The sequence below is a fragment of the Pseudomonas sp. GL_091 genome (assembly GCF_057837725.1).
Genome location: NZ_CM174451.1, coordinates 620,435 through 644,693 on the forward strand (window position 1 = coordinate 620,435; position 24,259 = coordinate 644,693).

Annotated in this window: 20 protein-coding genes; 4 read left to right on the forward strand and 16 right to left on the reverse strand. The window is 60.1% G+C overall.

The features are described from left to right. The first annotated feature begins 174 nt into the window (after nucleotides 1–174). The 3 genes from AC3ITY_RS02780 to AC3ITY_RS02790 all read left to right on the forward strand — a co-directional run bounded on the left by AC3ITY_RS02780 (nucleotide 175) and on the right by AC3ITY_RS02790 (nucleotide 7,189). Complete coding sequence (locus tag AC3ITY_RS02780) at nucleotides 175–1,125, forward strand: DnaJ C-terminal domain-containing protein (protein ID WP_489307505.1); 951 nt, start codon at nucleotides 175–177, stop codon at nucleotides 1,123–1,125. Between the two features lie 27 nt (nucleotides 1,126–1,152). Further along, the gene (locus tag AC3ITY_RS02785; protein WP_223461628.1) at nucleotides 1,153–1,458 is read left to right on the forward strand and encodes a chaperone modulator CbpM; all 306 of its coding nucleotides are present in this window, start codon (nucleotides 1,153–1,155) and stop codon (nucleotides 1,456–1,458) included. 460 nt (nucleotides 1,459–1,918) lie between these two features. Beyond that, nucleotides 1,919–7,189 (forward strand): dermonecrotic toxin domain-containing protein, encoded by a 5,271-nt coding sequence (locus AC3ITY_RS02790; protein ID WP_489307507.1) that lies wholly within the window; start codon nucleotides 1,919–1,921, stop codon nucleotides 7,187–7,189. Nucleotides 7,190–7,255: 66 nt separating this feature from the next. Here the strand turns inward: AC3ITY_RS02790 and ureC are convergent, their stop codons facing one another. The 6 genes from ureC to AC3ITY_RS02820 form a co-directional block, all read right to left on the reverse strand. After that, the gene (ureC, locus tag AC3ITY_RS02795) at nucleotides 7,256–8,956 is read right to left on the reverse strand and encodes an urease subunit alpha (protein ID WP_489307508.1); all 1,701 of its coding nucleotides are present in this window, start codon (nucleotides 8,954–8,956) and stop codon (nucleotides 7,256–7,258) included. A 139-nt stretch (nucleotides 8,957–9,095) separates the two neighbouring features. Further along, on the reverse strand, nucleotides 9,096–9,401 hold the full coding sequence (locus AC3ITY_RS02800) for an urease subunit beta (protein ID WP_489307509.1): 306 nt from the start codon (nucleotides 9,399–9,401) through the stop codon (nucleotides 9,096–9,098). Then, complete coding sequence (locus tag AC3ITY_RS02805; protein WP_489307511.1) at nucleotides 9,401–9,934, reverse strand: GNAT family N-acetyltransferase; 534 nt, start codon at nucleotides 9,932–9,934, stop codon at nucleotides 9,401–9,403. The genes AC3ITY_RS02800 and AC3ITY_RS02805 overlap by 1 nt, the downstream gene beginning before the upstream one ends. 6 nt (nucleotides 9,935–9,940) lie before the next feature. Then, nucleotides 9,941–10,474, reverse strand: a complete 534-nt coding sequence (locus AC3ITY_RS02810) for a GNAT family N-acetyltransferase (RefSeq protein WP_489307512.1) — start codon at nucleotides 10,472–10,474, stop codon at nucleotides 9,941–9,943. Between the two features lie 9 nt (nucleotides 10,475–10,483). Next, complete coding sequence (locus tag AC3ITY_RS02815) at nucleotides 10,484–10,786, reverse strand: urease subunit gamma (RefSeq protein ID WP_007999380.1); 303 nt, start codon at nucleotides 10,784–10,786, stop codon at nucleotides 10,484–10,486. Nucleotides 10,787–10,848: 62 nt separating this feature from the next. Continuing rightward, a complete protein-coding gene (locus tag AC3ITY_RS02820; RefSeq protein WP_489307514.1) occupies nucleotides 10,849–11,688 on the reverse strand; it encodes an urease accessory protein UreD in 840 nt (279 codons plus the stop codon). Nucleotides 11,689–11,937: 249 nt separating this feature from the next. On the opposite strand from AC3ITY_RS02820, the gene AC3ITY_RS02825 reads away from it, so the two are divergent. Then, nucleotides 11,938–13,242 (forward strand): DUF4329 domain-containing protein, encoded by a 1,305-nt coding sequence (locus AC3ITY_RS02825; protein ID WP_489307516.1) that lies wholly within the window; start codon nucleotides 11,938–11,940, stop codon nucleotides 13,240–13,242. 42 nt (nucleotides 13,243–13,284) lie between these two features. Here the strand turns inward: AC3ITY_RS02825 and urtE are convergent, their stop codons facing one another. The 10 genes from urtE to AC3ITY_RS02875 form a co-directional block, all read right to left on the reverse strand. After that, nucleotides 13,285–13,983: an urea ABC transporter ATP-binding subunit UrtE gene (gene urtE / locus AC3ITY_RS02830; protein WP_007979642.1), complete on the reverse strand. Its 699-nt coding sequence runs from the start codon at nucleotides 13,981–13,983 to the stop codon at nucleotides 13,285–13,287. Nucleotides 13,984–14,089: 106 nt separating this feature from the next. Then, complete coding sequence (gene urtD, locus AC3ITY_RS02835) at nucleotides 14,090–14,962, reverse strand: urea ABC transporter ATP-binding protein UrtD (RefSeq protein WP_489307517.1); 873 nt, start codon at nucleotides 14,960–14,962, stop codon at nucleotides 14,090–14,092. Continuing rightward, nucleotides 14,962–16,038, reverse strand: a complete 1,077-nt coding sequence (gene urtC, locus AC3ITY_RS02840; protein ID WP_489307518.1) for an urea ABC transporter permease subunit UrtC — start codon at nucleotides 16,036–16,038, stop codon at nucleotides 14,962–14,964. Before urtC ends, urtD begins: the two co-directional genes overlap by 1 nt. Beyond that, a complete protein-coding gene (gene urtB / locus AC3ITY_RS02845) occupies nucleotides 16,038–17,540 on the reverse strand; it encodes an urea ABC transporter permease subunit UrtB (protein WP_489307519.1) in 1,503 nt (500 codons plus the stop codon). The genes urtC and urtB overlap by 1 nt, the downstream gene beginning before the upstream one ends. Nucleotides 17,541–17,695: 155 nt before the next feature. After that, nucleotides 17,696–18,961, reverse strand: coding sequence for an urea ABC transporter substrate-binding protein (gene urtA, locus AC3ITY_RS02850; protein ID WP_489307520.1), 1,266 nt, complete (start codon nucleotides 18,959–18,961; stop codon nucleotides 17,696–17,698). A gap of 338 nt (nucleotides 18,962–19,299) precedes the next feature. Further along, the gene (locus tag AC3ITY_RS02855; protein WP_489307521.1) at nucleotides 19,300–19,722 is read right to left on the reverse strand and encodes a hypothetical protein; all 423 of its coding nucleotides are present in this window, start codon (nucleotides 19,720–19,722) and stop codon (nucleotides 19,300–19,302) included. A gap of 197 nt (nucleotides 19,723–19,919) precedes the next feature. Further along, the gene (locus tag AC3ITY_RS02860; protein WP_489307523.1) at nucleotides 19,920–20,930 is read right to left on the reverse strand and encodes a FecCD family ABC transporter permease; all 1,011 of its coding nucleotides are present in this window, start codon (nucleotides 20,928–20,930) and stop codon (nucleotides 19,920–19,922) included. Next, nucleotides 20,927–21,886, reverse strand: coding sequence for an ABC transporter substrate-binding protein (locus AC3ITY_RS02865; protein WP_489307524.1), 960 nt, complete (start codon nucleotides 21,884–21,886; stop codon nucleotides 20,927–20,929). The genes AC3ITY_RS02860 and AC3ITY_RS02865 overlap by 4 nt, the downstream gene beginning before the upstream one ends. Continuing rightward, entirely contained in the window at nucleotides 21,883–22,671 is a 789-nt protein-coding gene (locus AC3ITY_RS02870) for an ABC transporter ATP-binding protein (protein WP_489307525.1), read from the reverse strand. The genes AC3ITY_RS02865 and AC3ITY_RS02870 overlap by 4 nt, the downstream gene beginning before the upstream one ends. A 156-nt stretch (nucleotides 22,672–22,827) precedes the next feature. Beyond that, the gene (locus AC3ITY_RS02875; protein ID WP_489307526.1) at nucleotides 22,828–24,207 is read right to left on the reverse strand and encodes a PepSY-associated TM helix domain-containing protein; all 1,380 of its coding nucleotides are present in this window, start codon (nucleotides 24,205–24,207) and stop codon (nucleotides 22,828–22,830) included. Between the last annotated feature and the right edge of the window lie 52 nt (nucleotides 24,208–24,259).

Consider the following 24,259-nt stretch of genomic DNA (forward strand, 5'->3'; position numbering starts at 1 on the left):
CTACCCTGCATCAACCGGACAGCCGCGGGAGTGCTTGCAAGAAGCCCCGCCGGCTGCCGATAAACTTCTGCCGCGCCGCCCGGTCACAAATTTGAGATCGGTCAAACCAATGGCTGCAAACAAGCGCATGCTGTGGCCCGTGGCGCGATTTGATAACGGATGGTGATTCCCGCGATGGACTTCAAAGACTATTACAAGATTCTCGGTGTGGAGCCGACCGCAGACGATAAGGCGATCAAGGCCGCCTATCGCAAGCTGGCGCGCAAATACCACCCCGACGTCAGCAAGGAAAAGGATGCCGAGGCGAAGTTCAAGGACGCCTCGGAAGCTTATGAAGCGCTGAAAAGCGCCGACAAGCGCGCCGAATACGATGATTTGCGCCGCTATGGCCAGCACGGCCAACCGTTCCAGGGGCCACCGGGCTGGCAAAGCCGTGGCGGTTTCGGTGGCGGTGGCCAGGACACGGGCGATTTCTCGGACTTCTTCAGTTCGATCTTCGGCAACCGTGGGCCGGGTTTTGGTGGTGATGGTGGACAATCGCGTCGCAGTACCGGACGTCGAGGGCAAGACGTGGAAATGGAACTTGGGGTTTTTCTCGAAGAAACACTGTCGACCGAATCGAAGAAGGTCACCTTCCAGGTACCGCAGTACAACGCGGCCGGCCAGCACGTGAGCAACACCAGCAAAAGCCTGAACGTGAAGATTCCGGCCGGTGTGAGCGACGGCGAGCGCATTCGCCTCAAGGGGCAGGGCGCTCCGGGTGTGGGTGGCGGGGCCAATGGCGACCTGTACCTGACGATCCGTTTTGCACCGCACCCGAAATTCGACGTCGAAGGCGAGAACCTGATCATCACCTTGCCACTGGCACCGTGGGAGCTGGCGCTGGGCGCCGAAGTCGCCGTGCCGACCCTGACCGGCAAGATCAACCTCAAGGTCCCGGCCGGCAGCCAGAACGGCCAGCGCATGCGGGCCAAGGGCCACGGCCTGATGAACAAGGCCGGTGAGCGCGGTTACCTGTTCGTGCAACTGAAGGCCGTGATGCCGAAGAAATCCGACGATGACATCAAGGCCCTGTGGCAGGAGCTGGCGAAAAAAGCCGCATTCGACCCGCGAGAGCATTTTTGATCCCTTAGAACCAAGGAGTCACTGACTATGAGCAGTCCCCTGATCGTTCAACTGGACATGGCAGAATTCTGTGAGGCGGCCGAGCTGTCGGACGTCTACGTGATCGAAATCGTCGAACACGGCATCCTCGAACCTCAGGGTGCTCAGCCCAAGGACTGGGTTTTCAACGACTACGAACTGACCCTGGCCAAGCGCGCCGCCAAGCTGCGGCGCGACCTTGACCTGGAATGGGAAGGCGTCGCCCTGGCGCTGGACCTGCTCGAAGAAGTCCAGCAACTGCGGGCCGAGAACCGCATGCTCAAGCAGCGATTGGGGCGGTTGGTGGTGGAGTAACTCAAAGAGTGGCACCCAACCTGTGGTGAGGGAGCTTGTCGGATCGCCGCACCGTCCCGCTGGGCTGCGAAGCAGCCCCAAAAGCCAATCACCGTAATCGTCTGACACACCGCTTTCACCGATTCTGCGACCGCTGCGCGCTCGAACGGGGGCAAGCCCCCTCGCCACAAAAGCGCTTAAAGCTTCCTCGGCAACACCACGGTAAACGTCGTGCCATCAATCTCACGGGAACTGACCTCGATCGTCCCCTGATAGTAGTCCCTTTGCCGGAAAAAAAACGACCGCTCATGCCGAGGCACAGGCGGACATGTCGATGGCGGTAGATATATGTTTTTGGCTCCCTGATTTTCGATCCCACGGAGCCTTTTCAGGGGGCCGGCCAAGCAGCTATTTGGACTTTTGTTTCAGATGCAGGTGAATAAGCTGGTGGTTCTTTTCCTGTCATCAAGGTGATTCAAAAGTGTCTGATTTGCATGGAAGCAACTCACAGAAAATACCGGACGGAGTGTCCATCGATAGTCACGGGATACATTACCGTCGTGCAAGCGACGTGATCCCCGGCGCCATAAAAAACGCGCCGGCGGCGAGGTTGAAGTCCCTGTTGGCGCTCGAGCCGCAAATGCCCGAGTGGTATAGCGGCGCGCGGGAAATCGACCGTCAATACCTCAAGCAGTTGATGGATGAGCGCTGGCGTTTGCAAGGCGTACTGGACCAGACCCTGGGCGACTTGCAACATGACATCAATGCCTTCGCCGAACCGTTGCTCAAAACGGCTTTGCAGTCGAAATTCAACACGGTCGAGAACGTCAACGGGCTCACCGTACAGCTCGAGGTGCCGAGTACGATCATTTTCGGCATCGATACCGGGGCCAGTCGCGTCCGCCGATCCACGTTACTGGAAGCAGCGCTGCACAATTTCGAAGAAGACGAAACGGCACCTGGCGCGTTGCGCAGCAGCTCCGGTATTTACCGCAAGGACAGTCGGGGCAGTCTCAACCTTGAGCCGGCCATCACCCTCCCAGCGTTTGCAGCCTTGTGCCGAAGCCTGGACATCGGCGAGCAATACCAGCGACACATCAAGTCCGTCCTGTTGTCCGAAACCCCACAGGCACAGCGAACCTTGCAACGGGATTCGGTGGTCAGTGAAAAGGCGGCCTTTCATGTGGCCGCGCTGATTGCCCGATTGAAGGGTGATATCAGTGATCATGCCTACGGAAAATTGGGCCAGGTGCGTGAGGGCCGGGCAGATATCACGCTGTACGACCAGCCTTTGCAGAGTCATCGGTTGTCGCTGATGGGCTTTCGAATGACTGGCATCGTGTTGTTCAGTGCAGTCATTGAGCCATCGCAAGTAAAGCGCGAAGTTGAAGCGTTGACGCCGGCCCTGTTGAGATTCTGGATAGACTGGTCGCGTCGTATCCCTGTACTGCCAGGCCAGGAATATGATCGATTCAAACTGCTGCAAGCCTTCTTTGCCAATGGACCGCAGGGGCTGAGCGATGAGCTGTTGCGTCGCGAGGATATTTATCAACAGAGCCGATTGACCGGTCCGTTGCTCGCCTATGTCCCGGATGATCCGGAGCATCCCCTCAAGGAGTATCCGTCGCTGACCGCGTTCATGAAAACGCTGATCGGTCAGTTGAGAAATGCCGATTACCAGGCCTTTTTCAGCCGCTTCGTGGCGCAGAAGGACAAAGGGCTGTTTTTCGCCCGGGTCAACGAGCGTCTCACGACCTTCACCTGGCACGAGCGCGAGCCGCTCGACATGGGCCCGTGGTGGCGTGAAACCGCGATTGAAAACCCCGATGCAGAGCCCATCACCAACCAGGTGGCGGGTGATTTGTGGGTGACGCTGTTTCTGCAGCGCCGCGACAAGGCCATCGCCGATGCCAGGCTCATCGCTGTACCAACCGGCGATGAAGATGCCAATGCACGCTTCAAACGCCTGACCAGTTACCTGTCAATTGGCTGGAACCTGTTCAATTTCGCCGCAATGTTGGTGCCCGGCCTGGGCGAAGCCATGCTCGGCATCATGGTCGCGCAGATGCTCGCCGAGGTGGCCGAAGCCGTCGAGGACTGGAGCAAGGGTGACAAGGAGCAAGCCTCTGCCTATTTCAACGGGGTCTTGATCAACTTCGCGCAATTGGCACTCATGGGCGCCGGACATGTGCTGCCCGGCACCGGTGTCGCGCCGATCAAGGTGTCGCCGTTTGTCGAGGGCCTCAAACCTGTGGAGGTCGGCGGCAAAGAGCGTTTGTGGAACCCTGACCTCGCTCCCTATGAACAACCGGTCGTGTTGCCCGATGGGGCGAAGGCCAGTGACACAGGGCTGTACCGTCATCAGGATCAGGACCTGCTGCGGCTCGATGACAAATGCTACGCAGTCAGGCAAGACCCGGACACTGGCCGGCATCGGCTTCAACACCCGACTCGCGCCGATGCGTATCAGCCGCTGGTGGAGCACAACGGTGCCGGCAGTTGGAAGACCGAGCTCGACCAACCGCTCGAATGGGACAAGGGGCAAATACTCAGGCGTCTGGGCGCTTCGGTGGACGGACTCTCCGATGAAACCCTGGAGCAGATTCTGACCGCCAGCGGCGTGCACGAAAATGTGCTGCGCCGGCTTCACGTCGAACAGCAGACCCCTCCCGCTCTGTTGGCCGATACCCTCAAGCGCTTCAAGTCCCATGCCGATGCGCAAGCCTGCGCAGAGCAGATTCTGACCAACCGGATCGGCGAGGAATGGGCTGATTACGCCGTGCGATCCATGACCGAAATGGGCGGCTGGCCCGGCGACAAGGCCATAGAAGTCTTCCAGGGGCCGGGACTGACGGGGGCGTCGATCAAGAGCGGCTATGCCCAGGCGTCACCGGCCAATACGTTGCAGATGACCAGGTCTGACCTGCTGGCGGGGGCGCTGCCCGAGCGCGTGGTGGGGTTCCTTGACGAACAGGCGCTTCGCGAACTGCTCCCCGAATGGTTATCCGGTGACGCGCAGAAGCGTGCGCAAGCATTGCGCGAGCAATGGGCGGCACAGGTGGGCCGGCGCAAGCGGCAGTTGTTCGACCTTCTGTACGGTCGTCGGACCCGTTCGGACGATCCTTTGGTGAATCTGCTCAAGGAGGACTTTGCAGAGATCTCGATCAGCCAGGCGCAAGAACTGCTGGGTGAGGCACACCCCTCGGACGTGCAACACCTGAGCGAAAAAAAACGCGTGCCTTTGCGGCTGGCGGAGCACGCCCGCAAGGCCGCCGAGCAACTGCGGATGACACGGGCCTATGAAGGCCTTTACCTCGATGCCTTGCACAGCGCTGACAGCGCGCGCCTGGAGCTGCACTCCCTGACGGCCCTGCCGGGCTGGCCGGCGGATTTGCGTCTGGAGGTTCGTGAGTATTCATTCGAGGGAGCGTTGACCGACAGTCTGGGCCCCGTCGACGCGCCGATCCGCAAAGTGCTGATCCTGGATGAGGATGGCAAATACCAAGCGCGCGACGACAGCGATCAGCACCTGCACGGCGCGGACAATATGTATGCCGCGGTGCTGCATGCATTGCCGGATTCACAGCGAACAACCCTGGGTTTCGGCATCAACGAGGCAGCGAGGCTGGAACAAGCGATAAAGGCACGTCCCCTGGACCGTCAGGTGTTTGAGCCGATTCTGCGGGACAACCCGAATTACAAGCCGACCTACGATCCGACCGGCATGCGCCTGCGCGGCGGCATGCGTGGCTATGCCCGGCAAGTACCGCATGGCATGGGGCTGCGGCGTCGGGCTCAGGCACTGTATCCGGGTTTTACCTCGGAGGAGGTCGAGACGCTGCTGGCGCAGTTCAGCCAGGGCGAAGGTGCGGTGCATGAACGACTGGCCGTGCTCGAGACCGAGTTCAATCAGTTGAACCGCACCCTGCAACGCTGGATGAACTCGCCGACGCAGTCCTCTCGTTTTACCCCGGCGGGCGTGGCGCAGTGGCATGCGCGGAACAATATCTACAAAGCGCTCAGGCAATGCTGGCAGCGCACCGGGCCTGAGGGCATCGAGGCCTCCGGCGTAGTGCGGCCACAGGCGTTGAGACTGGACAACATTCCCAAGCTGAGCCAACTGCTGGAAACCCTGCCGAAGCTTGAGGCCAACTTCGACCATGTCTCCGAGTTGAGCCTGCGCAATTGCCGGTTGGGCTCCGGGCATCTGTCACTTCTCGACTCTTTTCATGAGGTGCGCTATCTCAATCTGCAAGACAATCTGCTGACGGCGCTTCCGCAGGCGGTGAAGGACATGAGTCATCTCACTCACCTGTTTCTTGACGGCAATAACATTGAACTGGATTTAGTGGCGGTCGATCGCCTGAAGAATCTGACGCGCATGATGTTCCTGCGCATGCGCGGCAACCCGCTGAAGCTCATTCCGAACATCAGCCGAATGCCGCATTTGCAGGTGCTGTTACTGGGCGAAACGGGACTGGACAGTTGGCCTGTCGGGCTGTTTTCGCAACCGCGGCCGCGCAGTATCTATCTTGATCTGAGCGATAATCCGATCAGCCGGATACCCGAGGTCGCGCCCGGTTCATTTCGCGCAGAGCTATTGGCGCGCACCGTGATCAGTCGGTCCCCGCGCTGGATCTCGCCGGAGAACCTCGAGATCCTCAAGTCTTACATCGAGTCGGTCGGCATGGACCCGGAGCGTCCTTATCCGCCCCGTGGCGTAATCGATAGCGCGGAATGGGGGACGGGTATGTCCGAGCAAGAATGGCAGAAAAAGCAGGAAGTCTGGGACGCGGTCGAGGATGAGTTCAATTCAATGCCGTTTTTCAATGAACTCGACAAACTCACAAATTCCGCTGACTTCAAGGCCGGTGGGACCTATCAGATAGAACTGACGGCCAAGGTCTGGCGCATGCTCGAAGCCATGGCCCGTGACAGTGAGCTGCGCATCAAGTTGTTCAACGAAGCCGCAACACCCACCGAATGCGTGGATGGCGTTACGCAACTGTTCAATGCCATGGGCGTGCAGGTGTTGGTCCACGAAGCTTACGCCCTGGAGCGTGCGGACCTGATCGAAACACAGTTGCTGGAACTGGCCCTGGGCAAGTCCCGGCTCGATGAACTCGCTGCCATTGCCCGTCGCCGGGTGTCAGAGCGGTTGGCAAAGGGAGAGCGGTTTCGCCGTTACGACGCCGATGGCGAAGTGACCGGCACCATCGATGAAGTGGAAGTGCACCTGGCCTACATGACCGATCTGGCGGAGCGCCTGGATTTGCCGTGGCAGGCACGGGGCATGCAGTTTCGCAGCATAGCCGAGGTCAGCAAAGAGATGATCGAGGCAGCGTTCCAGCGGATCAAGGCGCTGGAGGAAGGTGACCTGCTGATCGACCGGATCTTCGAGCAACCGCTCTGGAAAACCTGGCTGGAGTCGACTTACCGCGAGGAGTTGAACGGCTTGAAACGCCGGATCGACGCCACCATCGATTTGCAGGATGCGCTGCAGCGCAGGGCCGAAGGTACGCGGCTCACCACCGAGGAAAAGACTGCGGTAGAGGCGGAAATCAAGGGGCTTTGCAACGAGTTGGGCAAAAGTGAAACTGACTTTGCCGATGGCAAACTGATGACTGACGAGGAGTATGTTCAAGCCTTGGATGACATCGACCGGCAGATTACGCAGTTGCTGAAAAAACTGACACAGGAAGCGATGATTCGGGCCAGGCTGGAGCGGCTGCGGATTGAATCCACTCAGTAACCACGGAAAAAACCAAGGCCTCGACACGCTGCATGTGAGGCCTTTGTCTGTCATGCGGTTACCGGTTCAAAACAGGAAGTAACGCTGGGCCATCGGCAAGGTTTGCGCTGGCTCACACCACAGCAACACACCGTCGGCCTTGACCTGGTAGGTCTGCGAATCAACGTCGATGTTCGGCAGGTAGTCGTTGTGAATCAGGTCGGTTTTCTGCACGTCACGGCAGCCTTTGACCACGGCGATTTTTTTCTTCAAGCCCAGGGCTTCGGGCAAGCCTGCATCCTGTGCGGCCTGGCTGATGAAGGTCAAGCTGGTGGCGTGCAGCGAGCCGCCGAAGCTGGCGAACATCGGGCGGTAGTGCACCGGTTGTGGCGTCGGGATCGATGCATTGGCGTCGCCCATCAGGCTGGCCGCGATGGCGCCGCCCTTGAGAATCAGCGTCGGCTTCACGCCAAAAAACGCCGGGCGCCAGAGCACCAGGTCTGCCCATTTCCCTACTTCGACCGAACCTACTTCATGGCTGATGCCGTGGGTGATCGCCGGGTTGATGGTGTACTTGGCGATGTAGCGTTTGGCGCGGAAGTTGTCGTTGCCTTGACCATCGCCGGGCAGCGGCCCGCGTTGTTTTTTCATCTTGTCGGCAGTCTGCCAGGTGCGGGTGATGACTTCGCCGACGCGCCCCATGGCCTGACTGTCTGAGCTGATCATCGAGAACGCACCGAGGTCGTGGAGGATGTCTTCGGCGGCAATCGTCTCGCGGCGGATGCGGCTTTCGGCGAACGCTACGTCTTCGGCAATGCTCGGGTCGAGGTGATGGCAGACCATCAGCATGTCGAGGTGTTCGTCGATGGTGTTGCGAGTGAACGGCCGGGTCGGGTTGGTGGAGCTGGGCAGCACGTTGGCAAAACCGCAGGCCTTGATGATGTCCGGCGCGTGACCACCACCGGCACCTTCGGTGTGATAGGTGTGAATGGTGCGGCCCTTGAAGGCGGCGAGGGTGGTCTCGACGAAACCGGATTCGTTGAGGGTGTCGGTGTGGATCGCAACCTGCACGTCGAACTGATCGGCGACGCTCAGGCAGTTGTCGATACTCGCCGGCGTGGTGCCCCAGTCCTCATGCAACTTGAGGCCGATGGCACCGGCCTTGACCTGTTCGATCAATGGCTCGGGCAGGCTGGCGTTACCCTTGCCGGTCAGGCCGATGTTCATCGCAAACGCGTCGGCGGCCTGAAGCATGCGCGCCAGGTGCCATGGCCCGGAGGTGCATGTAGTCGCATTGGTGCCGGTAGCCGGTCCGGTGCCGCCGCCGATCATGGTGGTGACGCCGCTCATCAACGCCTCTTCGATCTGCTGCGGGCAGATGAAGTGAATGTGGGTGTCGATGCCGCCAGCGGTGAGGATCATGCCCTCACCGGCGATGACTTCGGTGCTGGCGCCAATGGCGATGTTGACGTTGGGCTGGATGTCCGGGTTGCCGGCCTTGCCGATCGCCGCGATGCGCCCGTCCTTGAGACCGACGTCGGCCTTGACGATGCCCCAGTGGTCGATGATCAGCGCGTTGGTGATCAGGGTGTCGACCACCTCGGCGGCCAGTAATTGGCTCTGACCCTGGCCGTCACGGATGACTTTACCGCCACCGAATTTCACTTCTTCGCCGTAGGTGGTGAAGTCCTGCTCCACTTCGACCCACAACTCGGTATCGGCCAGGCGCACCTTGTCACCGACAGTGGGACCGAACATGTCGGCGTAGGCTTGACGGGAAATCTTCATTCGTTCGCCTTGAGATTCAATTGAATTTGAAATCGTTCGCTGCGCTCACTATCGCGAGCAGGCTCGCTCCCACAGGGAATCGCGATCAACTGTGGGAGCGAGCCTGCTCGCGATGGCGTCAGAGTGGACACCGGATAACCTACAGATCACCCATGATCCTGCCGGCAAAGCCGTACACCCGACGATGCCCCGCCAAATCCACCAACTCCACCTCGCGGCTCTGGCCCGGTTCGAAGCGCACCGCGGTGCCGGCGGGGATGTTCAAGCGCATGCCGCGGCTGGCGGCGCGATCGAACGTCAGGGCATCGTTGGTTTCGAAAAAGTGGTAATGCGAGCCGACCTGGATCGGCCGATCACCACTGTTGGCCACTTTCAGACTGATCGTGCGCCGACCGACGTTGAGTTCGATCTCGCCGGGCTGGATCTGGTATTCACCGGGAATCATCAATGGGCTCCTTGGAGAATCTTGTAGTACAGGGCGGTCGGCTTGTAGCGGCCGCTCGGGTCGCAGGCGTAGTCGGGAATCTCACCGGCGCGGGTATAGCCCAGTGATTGGTAGAAGTCTTCGGCGGGCGAGCCGGCCTCGGTGTCGAGGTAAAGCATGCCGCGCTTGTGCTGCAGGGCGGCCGCCTCCAGCGCGCTCATCAGTTGCTGGCCCAGACCGCGACGCCGCGCATGTTCGCGCACCAGCAGCTTCTGCACTTCGGCACGGTTCAGGCCGTTGGCTTTCTGGCACAGATTCAGCTGTACGCTGGCCTGCACCTGTTCGTCATTGACCACCACCCACAGCAACACATTGCCCTTGTTCAGGTTGTCCTGGACTTCATCGAAATAGGCGTGGGCCTGGGTGGAATCGAGGTCAGCCATAAAGCCGACGCTGGCGCCATAGCCGACGGCATCGAGCAACAGATCGATCAGGCCCTGGCGATAATGCGCAAAGCTTTCGACGTTGACGCGTCGCAGTTGGGCGGGGTTCATGGGCGATCACTCCTTGTTGGCGGCGGGTGGTTGCGCGCCAGGATTGAGGGTCAGTTGCATGAAGGTCAGGTCCAGCCAGCGACCGAATTTGGTGCCGACCTGCGGCATTTGCCCGGTGGTGATAAAGCCGATGCGCTCATGCAAGCGAATGGAGGCGGCGTTACCGCTTTCGATGGCCGCGACCATCACGTGCTTGCCGCAGCCTTTGGCGCGTTCAATCAGCGCTTCCATCAGTTGCGGGCCGAGGCCGTTGCCGCGCTGGTCGCTGCGCACGTAGACCGAGTGCTCGACGGTGTGGCGGAAACCGTCGAAGGGTCGCCAGTCGCCGAACGAGGCGTACCCGAGCACCGTGTCGTCGGCATCGACAATCACCAGAATCGGATAACTCTGGGATTGTCGGGCGCTGAACCAGGCCTGGCGGTTGCCGAGGTCGACCGCCTGTTCGTTCCAGATCGCCGTGGTGTTGAGCACCGCGTCGTTGTAGATGTCGCGGATGGCTGGCAGATCGGCAGGCACGGCATCGCGGATGTGGTAAGTCATGGCGCGGCCTCAGGCGATGGGTTGGTGGACGGTGACCAGTTTGGTGCCGTCGGGGAACGTGGCCTCGACCTGGATTTCCGGGATCATTTCCGGGATGCCTTCCATCACTTGTTCGCGGGTCAGCAGGGTGGTGCCCAGGTGCATCAGGTCGGCCACGGTCTGGCCGTCACGGGCGCCTTCAAGCAGCGCGGCGGAAATGTAGGCCATGGCCTCCGGGTAATTGAGCTTCACACCGCGAGCCAAACGCCGCTCGGCCACCAGGCCGGCGGTGAAGATCAGCAGCTTGTCTTTTTCGCGTGGGGTCAGGTCCATCGTAGACATCCATCAGGGCAGATTAAAAAAGTGTTGGATCTGCTTGCACAGAAAAGCATGATTCAGGTGCTCCATATTCTTGGAGGTATTGCTTCGCGACCAAGCAGCGCAGGCCTAAGCAATCGCCACAAATCAATCAGCCATCCCCGCGCCAACAACGCTTCACTGGCCAGGCACCGTGCAACCAGCAACCCCGGCAGTTGGGTCAGATCCCCGCGCACGTCGTTGGGCAGCGAGCGGCAGCGCTCCAGCAGTTCGCTATCGATTTCCCCAGTCACCAGCAATGTCGCAAACACCGGTTGCCCATCGAGTCCGATGGGCGAGTCCAGCAAACCGTCCGCCCCGACAATGCGCTGGCGTTCATGCCAGAGCAACTGGCCGTCGCGGCGGATATCCAGTTGCGCCTGGAAGTGCCCAAGATCGAAGCGCTCGCCACTGGCCGGACGGCCCAAAGCCAAGACGTCCCAGTAGAACAGTCGCGCATCGCCTTCAAGCTCGATGCCAGTGCTGAGTTCAGCCTGGGCAGCGCTGAAAATGATCGTCTCCTGGGGCAGCCATTCCAGTGTCGCACCGGCCGCCACCTTCAACTTCAGCTGCTGATAGGCGGGGCCGGCGGCGCGATACCACTTGGCCGCGCCGGGGCTGGTGATTTGTGCCCAGGCATCGCGCTCGACGCTGGCCGAGATGTCCAGACGATCACCGCCGGCAATTCCGCCGGGCGGGTGGACGATGATGTGCTGGCAGACTTCCGGCCCTTCGGCATACAGGTGTTTTTGCACGCGCAGTGGGCCCAGGTGGCGACGCAGGACCGGGCGCGTGCAGCCTTCGAAGCGGGCGTAACCCAGCTCCAGTTCGGCGTGCCAGCTGGGGGTAAACAAGGCGCCAGAAGCGGGAAGAGTCATAGTCAGTGCTTATCGTGAGGTCGTCACGATGGTTGCAAAGGCTGTGCCGCAAGGTTTCGCAGGCAGGAAGCGGTTATTGCCTGGGTTTGCGCACCAACAGGAGGCGCCCCATGAAATATGGCGCAACAAAATGGTGCTTCGTGCCTGTTGAGGTATACATATCTACCGCCATCGGTGGTCGTGAAAAACCGAGGATGCAAGCGTATGCCCCACATCCAGGGGGGTGATTGAACGCCTTGGAGTCTCTTGATGACCACTTCTTATGATCCTGCACCACCTGCATCTTTGACCGCACCGGTGTTGCCACCCGTGAGCCAGCCCTTCATTGGCGTGGACGATGCGGCGTTTTGGCTGCACCAACATGAACACGTGAGCGACAGAGAGTACGGTGCGCTCCTGTTGCAGCGCCCTGATGGTAAATATGTCGCCACGACACCTATAAAAGGTGAGGCAACTACATTTGATTTTGAGCGTTTGCTGGCCTACGACCGACAAACCCGGACGATCATTCATCCTGCGGGATACCTTTGCGTGGGCCGCTATCACAGCCATCCGGAATATGCGGAACAGATTGCCCGGGCTCACCCCCGCTACAGCGCAGACCAGGTCAAGTTGCATCAGGCGCTCCCTTCGACAGTCGATCTCGATTCAGCTTTCAGGCATGTCGACGTCTTTAAAACCAATTACATTTCAAGTCACGATGGTTCTCTGGTGGCCTATTCCATCAATCCGCAGAACGCATCCGGCAATCCTCAGTTCGGACTGGGCTCCACGCCCGAAAGTCGAATCAAGAGGATCGTGACCATCGGCCAGATGCGTGTCCTTGATCCAAGCACGGTCTGGGGGGGATTTCGCGGCCCGATCACGGCTCAATGGACTCCCAACCAGCCTGTCCTGCCCGGACCTCCCACTCTCCAACCGTTCTATACGTCGGTTTTTGACGATCCGGCGTCGGCGTTGAACGCTGCCTTGAGTCGCGTACCCGCCACCGCAGTGCATCTGCGCATGGGACTGATCCTCAAGCATCGCGACCGTGACGAATATGTCGCGACATTGCCGTTGCAACGACCTGATGGATTGCTGGCAATCGAGCAGGTATTCCCCGCGACGCCAGACGGTTTTCTGTTACCAGAAAATCAGACATTGGCAGGTGTGTACCTGGGGCCAGAGTTGCTGGCGACGCCATTACCGGAAGAACAGGCTGACATTTACCAGCAGTTTTTCTCGCCCCGGTCATTGTTGTTCAGCATCCAGCAGGGCAGAACATCAGGGTTGGTGGACATCTCCCAGGGCTTTTCCGTATTCCGCCAGACTCCGGACGGCGCACTGCTGAAGTATTACAGTACGTTTTCGGACGCCGAATCCCTGATGATCGAGGCGGATGGTTCGATGGGCGTCAACATCGACAGGTTCTTGCTTACCGGGCGCATGAGTGCGAGGTTTTTTGTCAGGCGTGTGGCGGCAATGGGTGTACTGACGGTCGAAAAAACCAGTCTGTTCTGGGATGTTGCGGGCTCGGTGGATGCTCGATGGCGGCCCTATGGGAGGGCGTGACGAATCGGCCCGGTTTCTGAGTGAGCGCTGACAGTTCACTGCTCAGATCGTCACCAAACCGCGCACACCTTCAGCTTCCATGTTTTCCCCGCGACCCTGTTGCACGATTTCGCCCCGGGACATCACCAGGTATTGATCGGCCAGTTCGGCGGCGAAATCGTAGAACTGCTCGACCAGTAGAATGGCCATGTCGCCCCGGGCCGCGAGTTTTTTGATCACGGCACCGATCTCCTTGATCACCGACGGCTGGATGCCTTCGGTGGGCTCGTCGAGGATCAGCAGGCGAGGGCGGCTGGCCAACGCACGGCCGATGGCCAGTTGTTGTTGCTGGCCGCCGGACAGGTCACCCCCCCGGCGTTGCTTCATTTGCAGCAGCACCGGGAACAGCTCGTAGATGAACGCTGGCACTTCCTTCGCTTCGCTGCCGGGAAAGCGTGACAGACCCATCAGCAGGTTTTCTTCCACGGTGAGACGGCCGAAGATCTCCCGGCCCTGCGGCACGTAGGCGATGCCGGCATGCACACGCTGGTGCGGCTTGAACGTGGTGATCGGCTTGCCTTCCCAGTTCACTGCGCCTTCCTTCGCTGGCAGCAGGCCCATCAGGCATTTGAGCAGGGTGGTCTTGCCCACGCCGTTTCGGCCGAGCAGGCAGGTGACTTCGCCGACCTTCACGTCAAACGTCAGGCCGCGCAGGATGTGGCTTCCGCCGTAGTATTGGTGCAGCTTTTCGACTTGAAGCATAGGCCCTCCGGGCAGTTGTAAGCAGCAAGCTTCAAGCTGCAAGAAAAAGCCGGATATGACCCAGCTTTAACTTGCCGCTTGTAGCTAAAAGCTTGTAGCTGTCGCGTCAACGACCGAGATAAACCTCGATCACCCGCTCGTTGTCCTGCACCTGCTCCAGCGACCCTTCGGCCAGTACGCTGCCCTGATGCAACACCGTGACGTGGTCGGCAATCGAGCCGACGAAGCCCATGTCGTGTTCCACCACCATCAGCGAGTGCTTGCCGGCCAGGCGCTTGAACAGCTCGGCGGTGAACTCGGTTTCGGCGTCGGTCATGCCCGCCACCGGCTCATCGAGCAGCAGCAATTGCGGGTCCTGCATCAGCAGCATGCCGATTTCCAGGAACTGCTTCTGGCCGTGGGACAGCATACCGGCGGGGCGATTGACCGATGAGGTCAGGCGAATGGTCTCCAGCACTTCGGCGATGCGGTCTCTCTGCTCGCCGCTCAAACGCGCCCGCAGGCTGGCCCACACCGACTTGTCGGTTTTCTGCGCCAGTTCCAGGTTCTCGAACACACTCAAGGCTTCGAACACCGTGGGCTTCTGGAACTTGCGACCGATGCCGGCCTGGGCGATCTGCACTTCGCTCATTTGCGTCAGGTCCAGGGTTTCGCCGAACCAGGCCCTGCCGTGGCTGGGGCGGGTCTTGCCGGTGATCACGTCCATCAGCGTGGTCTTGCCTGCGCCGTTGGGGCCGATGATGCAGCGCAGCTCACCGACGCCGATGTACAGGTTCAGATTGTTCAGGGCGCGGAAGCCGTCGAAGCTGACACTGATATCTTCCAGGGTCAGGATGGTGCCGTGGCGCGTATTCAGGCCTTTACCGGCACTTTGGCCGAGACCGATGGCATCGCGGCTGCTGCCGGCGTCGCGGTTGGGTTCCAGTGGTGGAAAGAACGCCGGTTCGAGCATGAATTCAGCGGTTGCAGTGACTCTCATTACTCACCTCTTTTCTTCAACAGACCGATCACGCCTTTGGGTAAATACAGGGTCACGACGATGAACAGCGCGCCGAGGAAGAACAGCCAGTACTCGGGGAACGCCACGGTGAACCAGCTCTTCATGCCATTGACCACGCCGGCGCCGAGCAAGGGCCCGATCAGCGTGCCACGTCCGCCGAGGGCGACCCACACCGCCGCTTCGATCGAGTTGGTCGGCGACATTTCACTCGGGTTGATGATCCCCACTTGCGGCACGTACAGCGCACCGGCCAGTCCGCATAACACCGCGCTCAACACCCACACGAACAACTTGAAACCACGTGGATCGTAGCCGCAGAACATCAATCGGTTTTCTGCATCGCGCAGTGCGGTCAGTACCCGGCCGAACTTGCTCTGCGCCAGGCGCCAGCCGATGTACAGGCTCGCCACCAGCAACAGCACCGTGGCGAAAAACAGCACAGCACGGGTGCCCGGTTCGGTGATGCCAAAGCCAAGAATCGTGCGGAAGTTGGTGAAGCCGTTGTTGCCGCCGAAGCCGGTTTCGTTGCGGAAGAACAACAACATGCCGGCGAAGGTCAGGGCCTGGGTCATGATCGAGAAATACACGCCCTTGATCCGCGAACGGAAGGCGAAGAAGCCGAACACCAACGCCAACAACCCTGGCGCCAATACCACCAGGCACAGGGTCCAGAGGAAGCTGCTGGTACCGATCCAGAACCACGGCATTTCGGTCCACGACAGGAAAGTCATGAACGCCGGCAAGCCATCGCCCGAAGTCTGGCGCATCAGGTACATGCCCATGGCATAGCCGCCGAGGGCGAAGAACAGGCCGTGGCCGAGTGACAGCAGGCCGGCGTAACCCCACACCAGATCCAGTGCCAGTGCGACGATGGCATAGCAAAGAATCTTGCCCACCAGCGTCAGTGTGTAGGCCGAAACGTGAAACGTGCTGTCGGGCGATAACATCGACAGCAGTGGTAACGCCAGCAGCACAACGAGGATCACTGCACCGACGGCAATCGAGACTTTAGGGCCGGCTTTTTGGGTCGCGGTAACGAGCAGGGGCTGGTTCATCAGTCGATCACCCGTCCTTTGAGTGCGAAGAGGCCTTGCGGACGTTTCTGGATGAACAGAATGATCAACGCGAGGATGAGGATCTTGCCGAGCACGGCACCGATCTGCGGTTCGAGAATCTTGTTGGCGATCCCCAGGCCAAACGCCGCCAGCACGCTACCGGCCAACTGACCGACACCGCCGAGCACGACCACCAGGAACGAGTCGATGATGTAGCTCTGGCCGAGGTCCGGGCCGACGTTGCCGATCTGGCTCAGGGCCACGCCACCAAGGCCGGCGATGCCCGAACCGAGGCCGAAGGCGAGCATGTCCACGCGCCCGGTGGGTACGCCGCAGCAGGCGGCCATGTTGCGGTTCTGCGTGACGGCGCGAACATTCAGGCCGAGTCGAGTCTTGTTCAGCAGTAGCCAGGTCAACACCACCACAAACAACGCAAAGGCAATGATGACGATGCGGTTGTACGGCAGCACCAGGTTCGGCAGCACTTGAATGCCGCCCGATAGCCACGCCGGGTTGGCCACTTCGACGTTCTGCGCGCCGAACACCAGGCGAACCAGTTGAATCAGCATCAGGCTGATGCCCCAGGTGGCGAGCAGGGTTTCCAGCGGACGGCCGTAAAGGTGGCGAATCACCGTGCGCTCTAGCGCCATGCCGATGGCCGCAGTGACGAAAAACGCCACCGGCAGCGCGATCAGCGGATAGAACTCGATGGCCTGCGGTGCGAAGCGCTGGAACATCAGTTGCACCACATAGGTCGAGTAGGCGCCGAGCATCAGCATCTCGCCGTGGGCCATGTTGATCACGCCGAGCAGGCCGAAGGTGATCGCAAGACCCAGGGCGGCGAGCAGCAGTATCGAGCCCAGGGACATGCCGCTGAATGCCTGACCGAGCATCTCGCCGACCAGCAGTTTGCGTTTGACTTGAGCGAGGCTGGTTTCGGCCGCAGTGCGTACACTGGCATCAGCCTCAACGCCAGGATCGAGCAAGCCTTCGAGGCGGGTGCGGGCTAGCGGATCACCTGTTTCGCCGAGCAAGCGCACAGCGGCCAGCCGTACAGCCGGGTCGGCATCCACCAATTGCAGGTTGGCCAGGGCGAGGCTCAGTGCGGCATGAACGCTCTCGTCCTTCTCGCCCGCCAGTTGTTGGTCGAGGAATTTCAACTGCGCCGGCTTGGCGCTTTTCTGTAGTTGCTGCGCGGCGGTCAGACGGAGTTTGGCATCGGTGGCGAGCAATTGATGACTGGCCAGGGCCGTGTCGATCAGACCTCGCAGGCGGTTGTTCAGGCGCAGGGTTTTAGGTTGGCCGTCGATGGTCAATTCGCCTTGTTGCAGGGCGTTGATCAGTTCGATACGGGCCGGGTCGGGTTGCGCGGCCCAGGCTTCCAGCAGCCTGGCTTGCTGCACGGGATTGGCGACGACGAAGTCTTCGGCCTCACCGGCGTGGATGGCCATCGGCAGCAAGAGTGCGATGGCGAGGAGGAAGCGGTAGAGGGCAGTGGGCATAGAGAGTCGCCTTGCTCGGACTAAATGTGGGAGCGGGCTTGCTCGCGAATACGGTGTGTCAGTCACATAGATGTTGGATGTGCCGCCGTCTTCGCGAGCAAGCCCGCTCCCACAGGGAGTTGTGTTGGGCCTGAACAATCGTCAGGCCCAATGGCTTAGTTGCTCTTCACCGCATACTCCGGCTTCTTGTCGTTGCCCGGGATGAACGGGCTCCACGGCTGGGCGCGGATCGGTCCTTCGGTCTGCCACACCACGTTGAACTGACCGTCAGACTGGATCTCGCCGATCATCACCGGCTTGTGCAGGTGGTGATTGGTCTTGTCCATGGTCAGGGTGTAGCCGGACGGCGCGGCAAAGGTCTGGCCGGCCAGGGCTTCGCGGACTTTGTCGACGTCGGTGGACTTGGCTTTTTCCGCCGCTTGCGCCCACATGTGGATGCCGACATAAGTGGCCTCCATCGGGTCGTTGGTCACTGCCTTGTCGGCGCCCGGCAGGTTGTGTTTCTTGGCGTAGGCTTTCCAGTCATCGACGAACTTCTTGTTCACCGGGCTCTCGACCGATTCGAAGTAGTTCCACGCCGCCAGGTTGCCCACCAGCGGTTTGGTATCGATGCCGCGCAGTTCTTCTTCGCCGACCGAGAACGCCACGACCGGAACGTCGGTGGCTTTCAGGCCCTGGTTGGCCAGTTCCTTGTAGAACGGCACGTTGGAGTCGCCGTTGACGGTGGAGATAACCGCCGTCTTGCCGCCGGCCGAGAACTTCTTGATGTTGGCGACGATGGTCTGGTAGTCGCTGTGACCGAACGGGGTATAGACCTCTTCGATGTCCTTGTCGGCCACGCCTTTGGAGTGCAGGAACGAACGCAGGATCTTGTTGGTGGTGCGCGGGTAGACGTAGTCGGTACCGAGCAGGAAGTAGCGCTTGGCGCTGCCGCCTTCCTCGCTCATCAGGTATTCAACGGCAGGGATCGCCTGCTGGTTCGGCGCTGCACCGGTGTAGAACACGTTCGGCGACATTTCTTCGCCTTCGTATTGCACCGGGTAGAACAGCAAACCGTTGAGTTCTTCGAACACCGGCAGTACCGATTTGCGCGACACGGAAGTCCAGCAACCAAACACCACGGCGACCTTGTCCTGGGTCAGCAACTGACGGCCCTTCTCGGCGAACAGGGGCCAGTTCGACGCAGGGTCGACCACCACCGGCTCCAGCATCTTGCCGTTCACGCCACCCTTGGCGTTGATCTCGTCGATGGTCATCAGTGCCATGTCTTTCAATGACGTTTCGGAGATCGCCATGGTCCCGGACAACGAATGCAGAATACCGACCTTGATGGTCTCGGCGGCCTGGACAGTCCAGGTCATGCCCATCGCGGCGATGCTTGCCGAGAGTGTGAAAGCCTTGATCAAACTGCGACGCTTCATTGTGCGATCTCCATGAACTTATGAGTTTTTTTGGTTGGCAGATGCGGACTACTGAAGGTGTGTTTTGCAAGGGCTGTGCCCGGTCGGCAAAAGGCAGGGAAATGTCGTTTTAGAGCGGTTGAACGGTTTGATGGCGCACCATGAAGGATCGCGTCTGGCGCGTTGGTGCGAAGAGTTGCGCCAGATTGGGGCGGGTAGCATCGATCAATTGTGGGAGCGAGCCTGCTCGCGATAGCGCTGGGTCAGACAGCATCGGCATTAACTGAAATACCGCCATCGCGAGCAGGCTCGCTCCCTCAGGATTCAACAATGGATATCAGCTTTGTAAACGACGAGTGTCAGCTTTTAATACAGGTTTCAAAACCATGTCCACCCCCTTCGTACTCCGGGCCGTAGTAGTACTTGGTAAATGAAGTTTTCCCGTCAGGGGTTGTAGCAATTTTCGCAATCCCGACGCCGTAATCCTTGAGCGACGGATCCGTATGGGCAAAGTAAATCGCCAGGGAATTCAAGTTGGCGGCAGCAAATCCGTCATACCGGGAGTTGTCGAGCAATGTCAGCGTAAAACCGTAGGCGCCGTGTTCGCCGGTACTTTGTTCGGCATTGAGCTTCATCTCGACAACACCTTCAAACGCACCGATATGGCTGTCCATTCCGGTGCATTGATACCGACCGCTGTAGTCAACGCCAGTAAAGGGGGGTTGCACTGCCCATGCGGGCGCTGAAGCAAGTGCAATGGATGCGATGAACTTCTTTAACATGTTTACCTCTTTCCGCTCTTGTAGGAGTTGTGGCGATTAAGTTGTAGGAATAATCGTCATTGAAGTACGCGAGCGTTTTATAATTTAACTCGCGAGTGCGGAGTATGAGCATGATGGTGAACTTGTTAAGCGTTAACTCAATACGAGTTTTTTCCAGGCGTAAATGCAGTTTTGAAATTTTTTAATTAAATATGGCGTTAACGACGTCGCATCAAGCCGATGAAAAACAACCCACCAATCGCCGCAGTGGCAACGCCGATGGGCAAGTCCTCAGGGGCGATCAGTGTCCGGGCGGCGACGTCGACCCAGACGAGAAACAGGCTGCCGAGCAACACGCACACCGGTAGCAATCTTCGGTGTTCAGCCCCGCCCAGACGCCGCGCAATGTGCGGCACCATCAGCCCGACAAAACCGATCGAGCCGCTGATCGAAACCAGTACCCCAGTCATCAATGACGCAATCAAAAACACCCGCAGGCGCACGGTGCGTGCATTCAGGCCCAGGGTCACCGCAGTCTGTTCGCCGGCCATCAGCGCATTCAGCGGCCGCGCCATGCCCAGCAGCAAAATCAGCCCGAGCAACACACTGGCTGTCGGCACCGCCAGCAACTCCCAGCGTGCCAACCCGAGCCCGCCGAGCATCCAGAACATCACCGCTGAGCTGGCTCGATGGTCGCCCATGAACAGCAGCAAATTGGCAATCGCCATCATCACGAACGACACCGCCACGCCGCACAGCAGCAAGCGGTCACTGTCGAGGCGACCATGACGACTGGCGATCATCAGCACCACCAGCATGCTCAGCAATGCACCGATGAATGCCGCGATCGGCAAGGTCAGCAGGCCAACGATTTCGCCGACATGCAGCACCACGATCACCGCGCCAAGTGTGGCACCGGAAGTCACGCCGAGCAGGTGCGGGTCAGCCAACGGGTTGCGCGTGACCGCTTGCAGCACCGCGCCGATCAACGCCAGGCCGGCGCCCACCAGCGCACCGAGCAGCATGCGCGGGACGCGTATCAGCCAGACGATATGTTCCTGCCCGGGGTTCCAGTCCGACACACCGAAACCGAAAAGTTTGTGCAACAGGATGCGCCACACCACATCCAGCGGCACCCGTGCCGGGCCGAAACCCAGGGACACCACGCATGACACCAGCAACAGGGTGCCGAGGGCGATCAGCAACAGGGCGTAGCGACGGTTGATCATTCGCCGTGGAAACCCTTGGCCAGGGTTGCGACCGCCAGCACGTTATCGATCCCCGGCGTGGCCTGCACGTAAGGGATGACGATGAAGCGCTGGTGCTTGATCGCGTCCACCGATTGCAGGGCCTTGTTGCTCAGCAGGAATTGAATTTTCTGTTCGGCAGTGACTTCGCTGTAGTCGACAATCACGATCACCTGTGGGTTGCGTTCGACCACGGTTTCCCAACTGACCCGGGTCCAGCTCGCGTCGACATCCTCCAGAACATTGCGCCCGCCAGCGGCGTCAATCAGCGCCTGCGGCATGCCCAGGCGCCCCGAAGTCATGGCGCGATCTTCGCCGCTGTCGTACAGGAAGACCCGCGGTTTTTCTGCGGGCAGGTCTTTGCCAATGCCCGCCACCTGCGACTGCATGTTGGCGATCAGGGCATTGGCGCGGTCCTGCACGTCGAAGATTCTGCCGAGGTTGCGCAGGTCGTTGTAGGTGTCTTCGAGGCTGGCCGATGGGCGCTTCATCACGAAGGCGCAGGATTCGCTCAGCTCATACACATTGATGCCCAGCGGTTGCAGGGTTTGTGGCGTGAGATCGCCGCCGATACGCATGCCGTAGTCCCAGCCAGCGAAGAAGAAATCGACGTTGGCATTGAGCAGGGTTTCCACCGACGGATACTTGGCCGCCAGTTCCGGCAGGCCTTCGAGAATGCTCTGCATCTCGGGCGTCACGGCCTTCCAGTCACTGATGCCGCTGTAACCGGCCATCTGCGGTTTGAGGCCGAGGGCGAGCATCATCTGGGTCATGTTGATGTCGTGGCTGAGGGCGTGTTTTGGTGCCTGCTTGAAGGTCACCTCGCGGTTGCAGCTTTTGATTGTCAGCGGGTAATGGGTGGCTTCGGCCAATGCCTGGGCGCTGCCCAGCAGCATCATGAGAGAGAGGCAGGAGCGCAGCAGGGAGCGCAAAGTCATGGTTGGGTTATCCAGGTGATTCGTGGGTAGCCGTGCAGTGGATGTTCATCGATCAGCGCTTCGACGCCGAACACATTGCTCAGCAGCGCAGCCGTCAGGACTTCTTGCGGCGTGCCGCTGGCGACGATACGGCCATGGTTGATCACGTACAGCCGGTCACAAAAAGCCGCCGCCAGATTGAGGTCGTGGATGCTCGCCAGGGTGCCGATGTTCAAGCGTTTGACCAACTGCAAAAGCTCAAGCTGATAACGCGGATCGAGGTGGTTGGTCGGCTCGTCGAGGATCAGCAACCGTGGTTGCTGGGCCAGGGCTCGGGCGAGGATGACCCGCTGTTTTTCACCACCGGAGAGAGTGGCGAACCCGTGGTCTTCGAAGCCCTTTAGGCCGACGGACGCCAGGGCCTGATTGATCAGGTCACGGTCTTCAAGGGTGTCGCCATCGAACAGGCCTTTGTGCGGCGTGCGACCCATGGCAACCACTTCCTCGACGGTCAGGCCGAAGGCATCAGGGAACTCCTGCAACACCACGGCGATGCGTTGTGCGCACCAACGCGAGGAGTGCTTCCAGACGTTCTGGTGATCGAGCCTGACCTCGCCGCTTTCCGGTTTGCTGAAGCGCCAGGCACACCGCAACAGGCTGGTCTTGCCGCTGCCGTTGGGGCCGATCAGCCCGACGAACTCACCGGCGGCCACGTGTAGCGAGGCGTCACGCAGCTGGAACTGGTGGTGGCAATGGCCGTGGCCCAGTGGGGACCAGGTGAGGTTTGTGAGGTTCAGCGAGGTCATGCAGTGGCTCTTGAGGTGATGCCAAGGGCCCTATCGCGAGCAAGCTCGCTCCCACAGGTCTTACGCAATCCCTGTGGGAGCGAGCTTGCTCGCGATGGAGCTGAGTTGATGCGCGGGGAGTTTACAGTGCCTTTCGCCCCGCGCATCTCGCCTGTTTCATGATGAAGATGAGGCGTTCTCAGTCTGTCGGGTGAAACGCGACAGCAGCAGGCGATCCAGTACCCACACTACCACCAGCGAAGCGCCCACCAATGGAAAGGCCACCGCCAGGGCGAACATGATCACCATCGCGGTTTTCCATTTCGGCAGGTCATGACGCAGCGGCGGCACGCCGAGTTTCCCTTGCGGACGGCGCTTCCACCAGATCACCACGCCGCTGACCGCGCTGAGCAAAATCATCAGGCAGATCAGCAACACCACGATCTGATTGAACACACCGAACATCTTGCCCTCGTGCAGCATCACGCCGATTTCCGTGGCACGGGCGACGGTGCCGTAGTGCTCGAAACGTACATCGGCCAGGACCTTGCCGGTGTATTGATCGATGTGCAGCGTAGCGTCATTGCGCGGGTCGTCAGCGAACACGGCGATGGTGAACACGCCGGTCGCGGTGGTCGGCAGGGTGATGCTGTAACCCGGTTCGACCTTGCGTTCGCTGGCGATGTTTTGTACGTCCTGCAGGCGGATCAACGGCGAGGCCGGGCCGGCCGACGCGCCATCGTGAGCCATGTGTTCGGCATGGTCGCCGGACATCGGCATCGGCGTATTTTCCATGGCCCACGGCACGGTCTGGCGGGTCGCGGTGTTGAGGCTGCGCGCCTCGATATCGGACTTCGGCACGTCATCCCACATGGCGGCCGGGAACACGTTCCATACTTCGGCGTATTGCTTGCCCCAGAAGCCGGTCCAGGTCATGCCGCTGAGCAGCATCACCAGCAGCAGGGACGCGCCCCAGAACCCGGTGACCGCATGAAGGTCACGCCACAATATGCGACCACGACTGTTCAGGCGCGGCCACAAGATGCCTGCCGCCTGACCGCGCGGCCACCACAGGAAGATGCCGGACACCACCAGCATCACGCCCCAACCGGCGGCCAGTTCGATCAGCCGATCGCCAACGGTGCCGATCATCAACTCGCCGTGAATCGACCGGGCAATGGCTTGCAGGTTCTTCTTGGCGTCTTGCTCGCCGAGGATGTCGCCGTGGTACGGGTCGACGAAAACGTTCAGCTCGTTGCCATCGTTGAGCACGACAAACTGCGCGCTGCGCTCGGCGTTGACCGGCGGCAGGTACTGGGTGACCTGGCCTTGTGGATAAGCTGTTTTCACCCGTGTCAGCAGGTCGTCGGCCGGCACGGTGTGATGACCGGTCGGGACGTTGAGCAGGCTGCTGTACATCAGCGAATCGAGCTGCGGTTTGAACAGGTAGATGGTGCCGGTCAGGGCCAGCATCACCATGAATGGCGCAACGAACAATCCGGCATAGAAATGCCAGCGCCAGGCCAGGTTGTAGAAATTCACTTTGGGCTGTTTCATCACGTGTGCTCCGCTTGGCTGGATCTTTTAGTTGTTTGTATTGCGGTTGCTG

Coding starts and splice junctions, on each gene's coding strand:
- urtE (WP_007979642.1), bottom strand. CDS start 13,983: ATGCTTCAAGTCGAAAAGCTGCACCAATACTACGGCGGAAGCCACATC.
- AC3ITY_RS02815 (WP_007999380.1), bottom strand. CDS start 10,786: ATGGACCTGACCCCACGCGAAAAAGACAAGCTGCTGATCTTCACCGCC.
- AC3ITY_RS02785 (WP_223461628.1), top strand. CDS start 1,153: ATGAGCAGTCCCCTGATCGTTCAACTGGACATGGCAGAATTCTGTGAG.
- AC3ITY_RS02800 (WP_489307509.1), bottom strand. CDS start 9,401: ATGATTCCCGGTGAATACCAGATCCAGCCCGGCGAGATCGAACTCAAC.
- AC3ITY_RS02855 (WP_489307521.1), bottom strand. CDS start 19,722: ATGTTAAAGAAGTTCATCGCATCCATTGCACTTGCTTCAGCGCCCGCA.
- AC3ITY_RS02875 (WP_489307526.1), bottom strand. CDS start 24,207: ATGAAACAGCCCAAAGTGAATTTCTACAACCTGGCCTGGCGCTGGCAT.
- urtB (WP_489307519.1), bottom strand. CDS start 17,540: ATGCCCACTGCCCTCTACCGCTTCCTCCTCGCCATCGCACTCTTGCTG.
- urtD (WP_489307517.1), bottom strand. CDS start 14,962: ATGAGAGTCACTGCAACCGCTGAATTCATGCTCGAACCGGCGTTCTTT.
- ureC (WP_489307508.1), bottom strand. CDS start 8,956: ATGAAGATTTCCCGTCAAGCCTACGCCGACATGTTCGGTCCCACTGTC.
- AC3ITY_RS02810 (WP_489307512.1), bottom strand. CDS start 10,474: ATGACTTACCACATCCGCGATGCCGTGCCTGCCGATCTGCCAGCCATC.
- AC3ITY_RS02825 (WP_489307516.1), top strand. CDS start 11,938: ATGACCACTTCTTATGATCCTGCACCACCTGCATCTTTGACCGCACCG.
- AC3ITY_RS02820 (WP_489307514.1), bottom strand. CDS start 11,688: ATGACTCTTCCCGCTTCTGGCGCCTTGTTTACCCCCAGCTGGCACGCC.
- urtA (WP_489307520.1), bottom strand. CDS start 18,961: ATGAAGCGTCGCAGTTTGATCAAGGCTTTCACACTCTCGGCAAGCATC.
- AC3ITY_RS02860 (WP_489307523.1), bottom strand. CDS start 20,930: ATGATCAACCGTCGCTACGCCCTGTTGCTGATCGCCCTCGGCACCCTG.
- AC3ITY_RS02780 (WP_489307505.1), top strand. CDS start 175: ATGGACTTCAAAGACTATTACAAGATTCTCGGTGTGGAGCCGACCGCA.
- AC3ITY_RS02805 (WP_489307511.1), bottom strand. CDS start 9,934: ATGAACCCCGCCCAACTGCGACGCGTCAACGTCGAAAGCTTTGCGCAT.
- AC3ITY_RS02865 (WP_489307524.1), bottom strand. CDS start 21,886: ATGACTTTGCGCTCCCTGCTGCGCTCCTGCCTCTCTCTCATGATGCTG.
- AC3ITY_RS02870 (WP_489307525.1), bottom strand. CDS start 22,671: ATGACCTCGCTGAACCTCACAAACCTCACCTGGTCCCCACTGGGCCAC.
- urtC (WP_489307518.1), bottom strand. CDS start 16,038: ATGAACCAGCCCCTGCTCGTTACCGCGACCCAAAAAGCCGGCCCTAAA.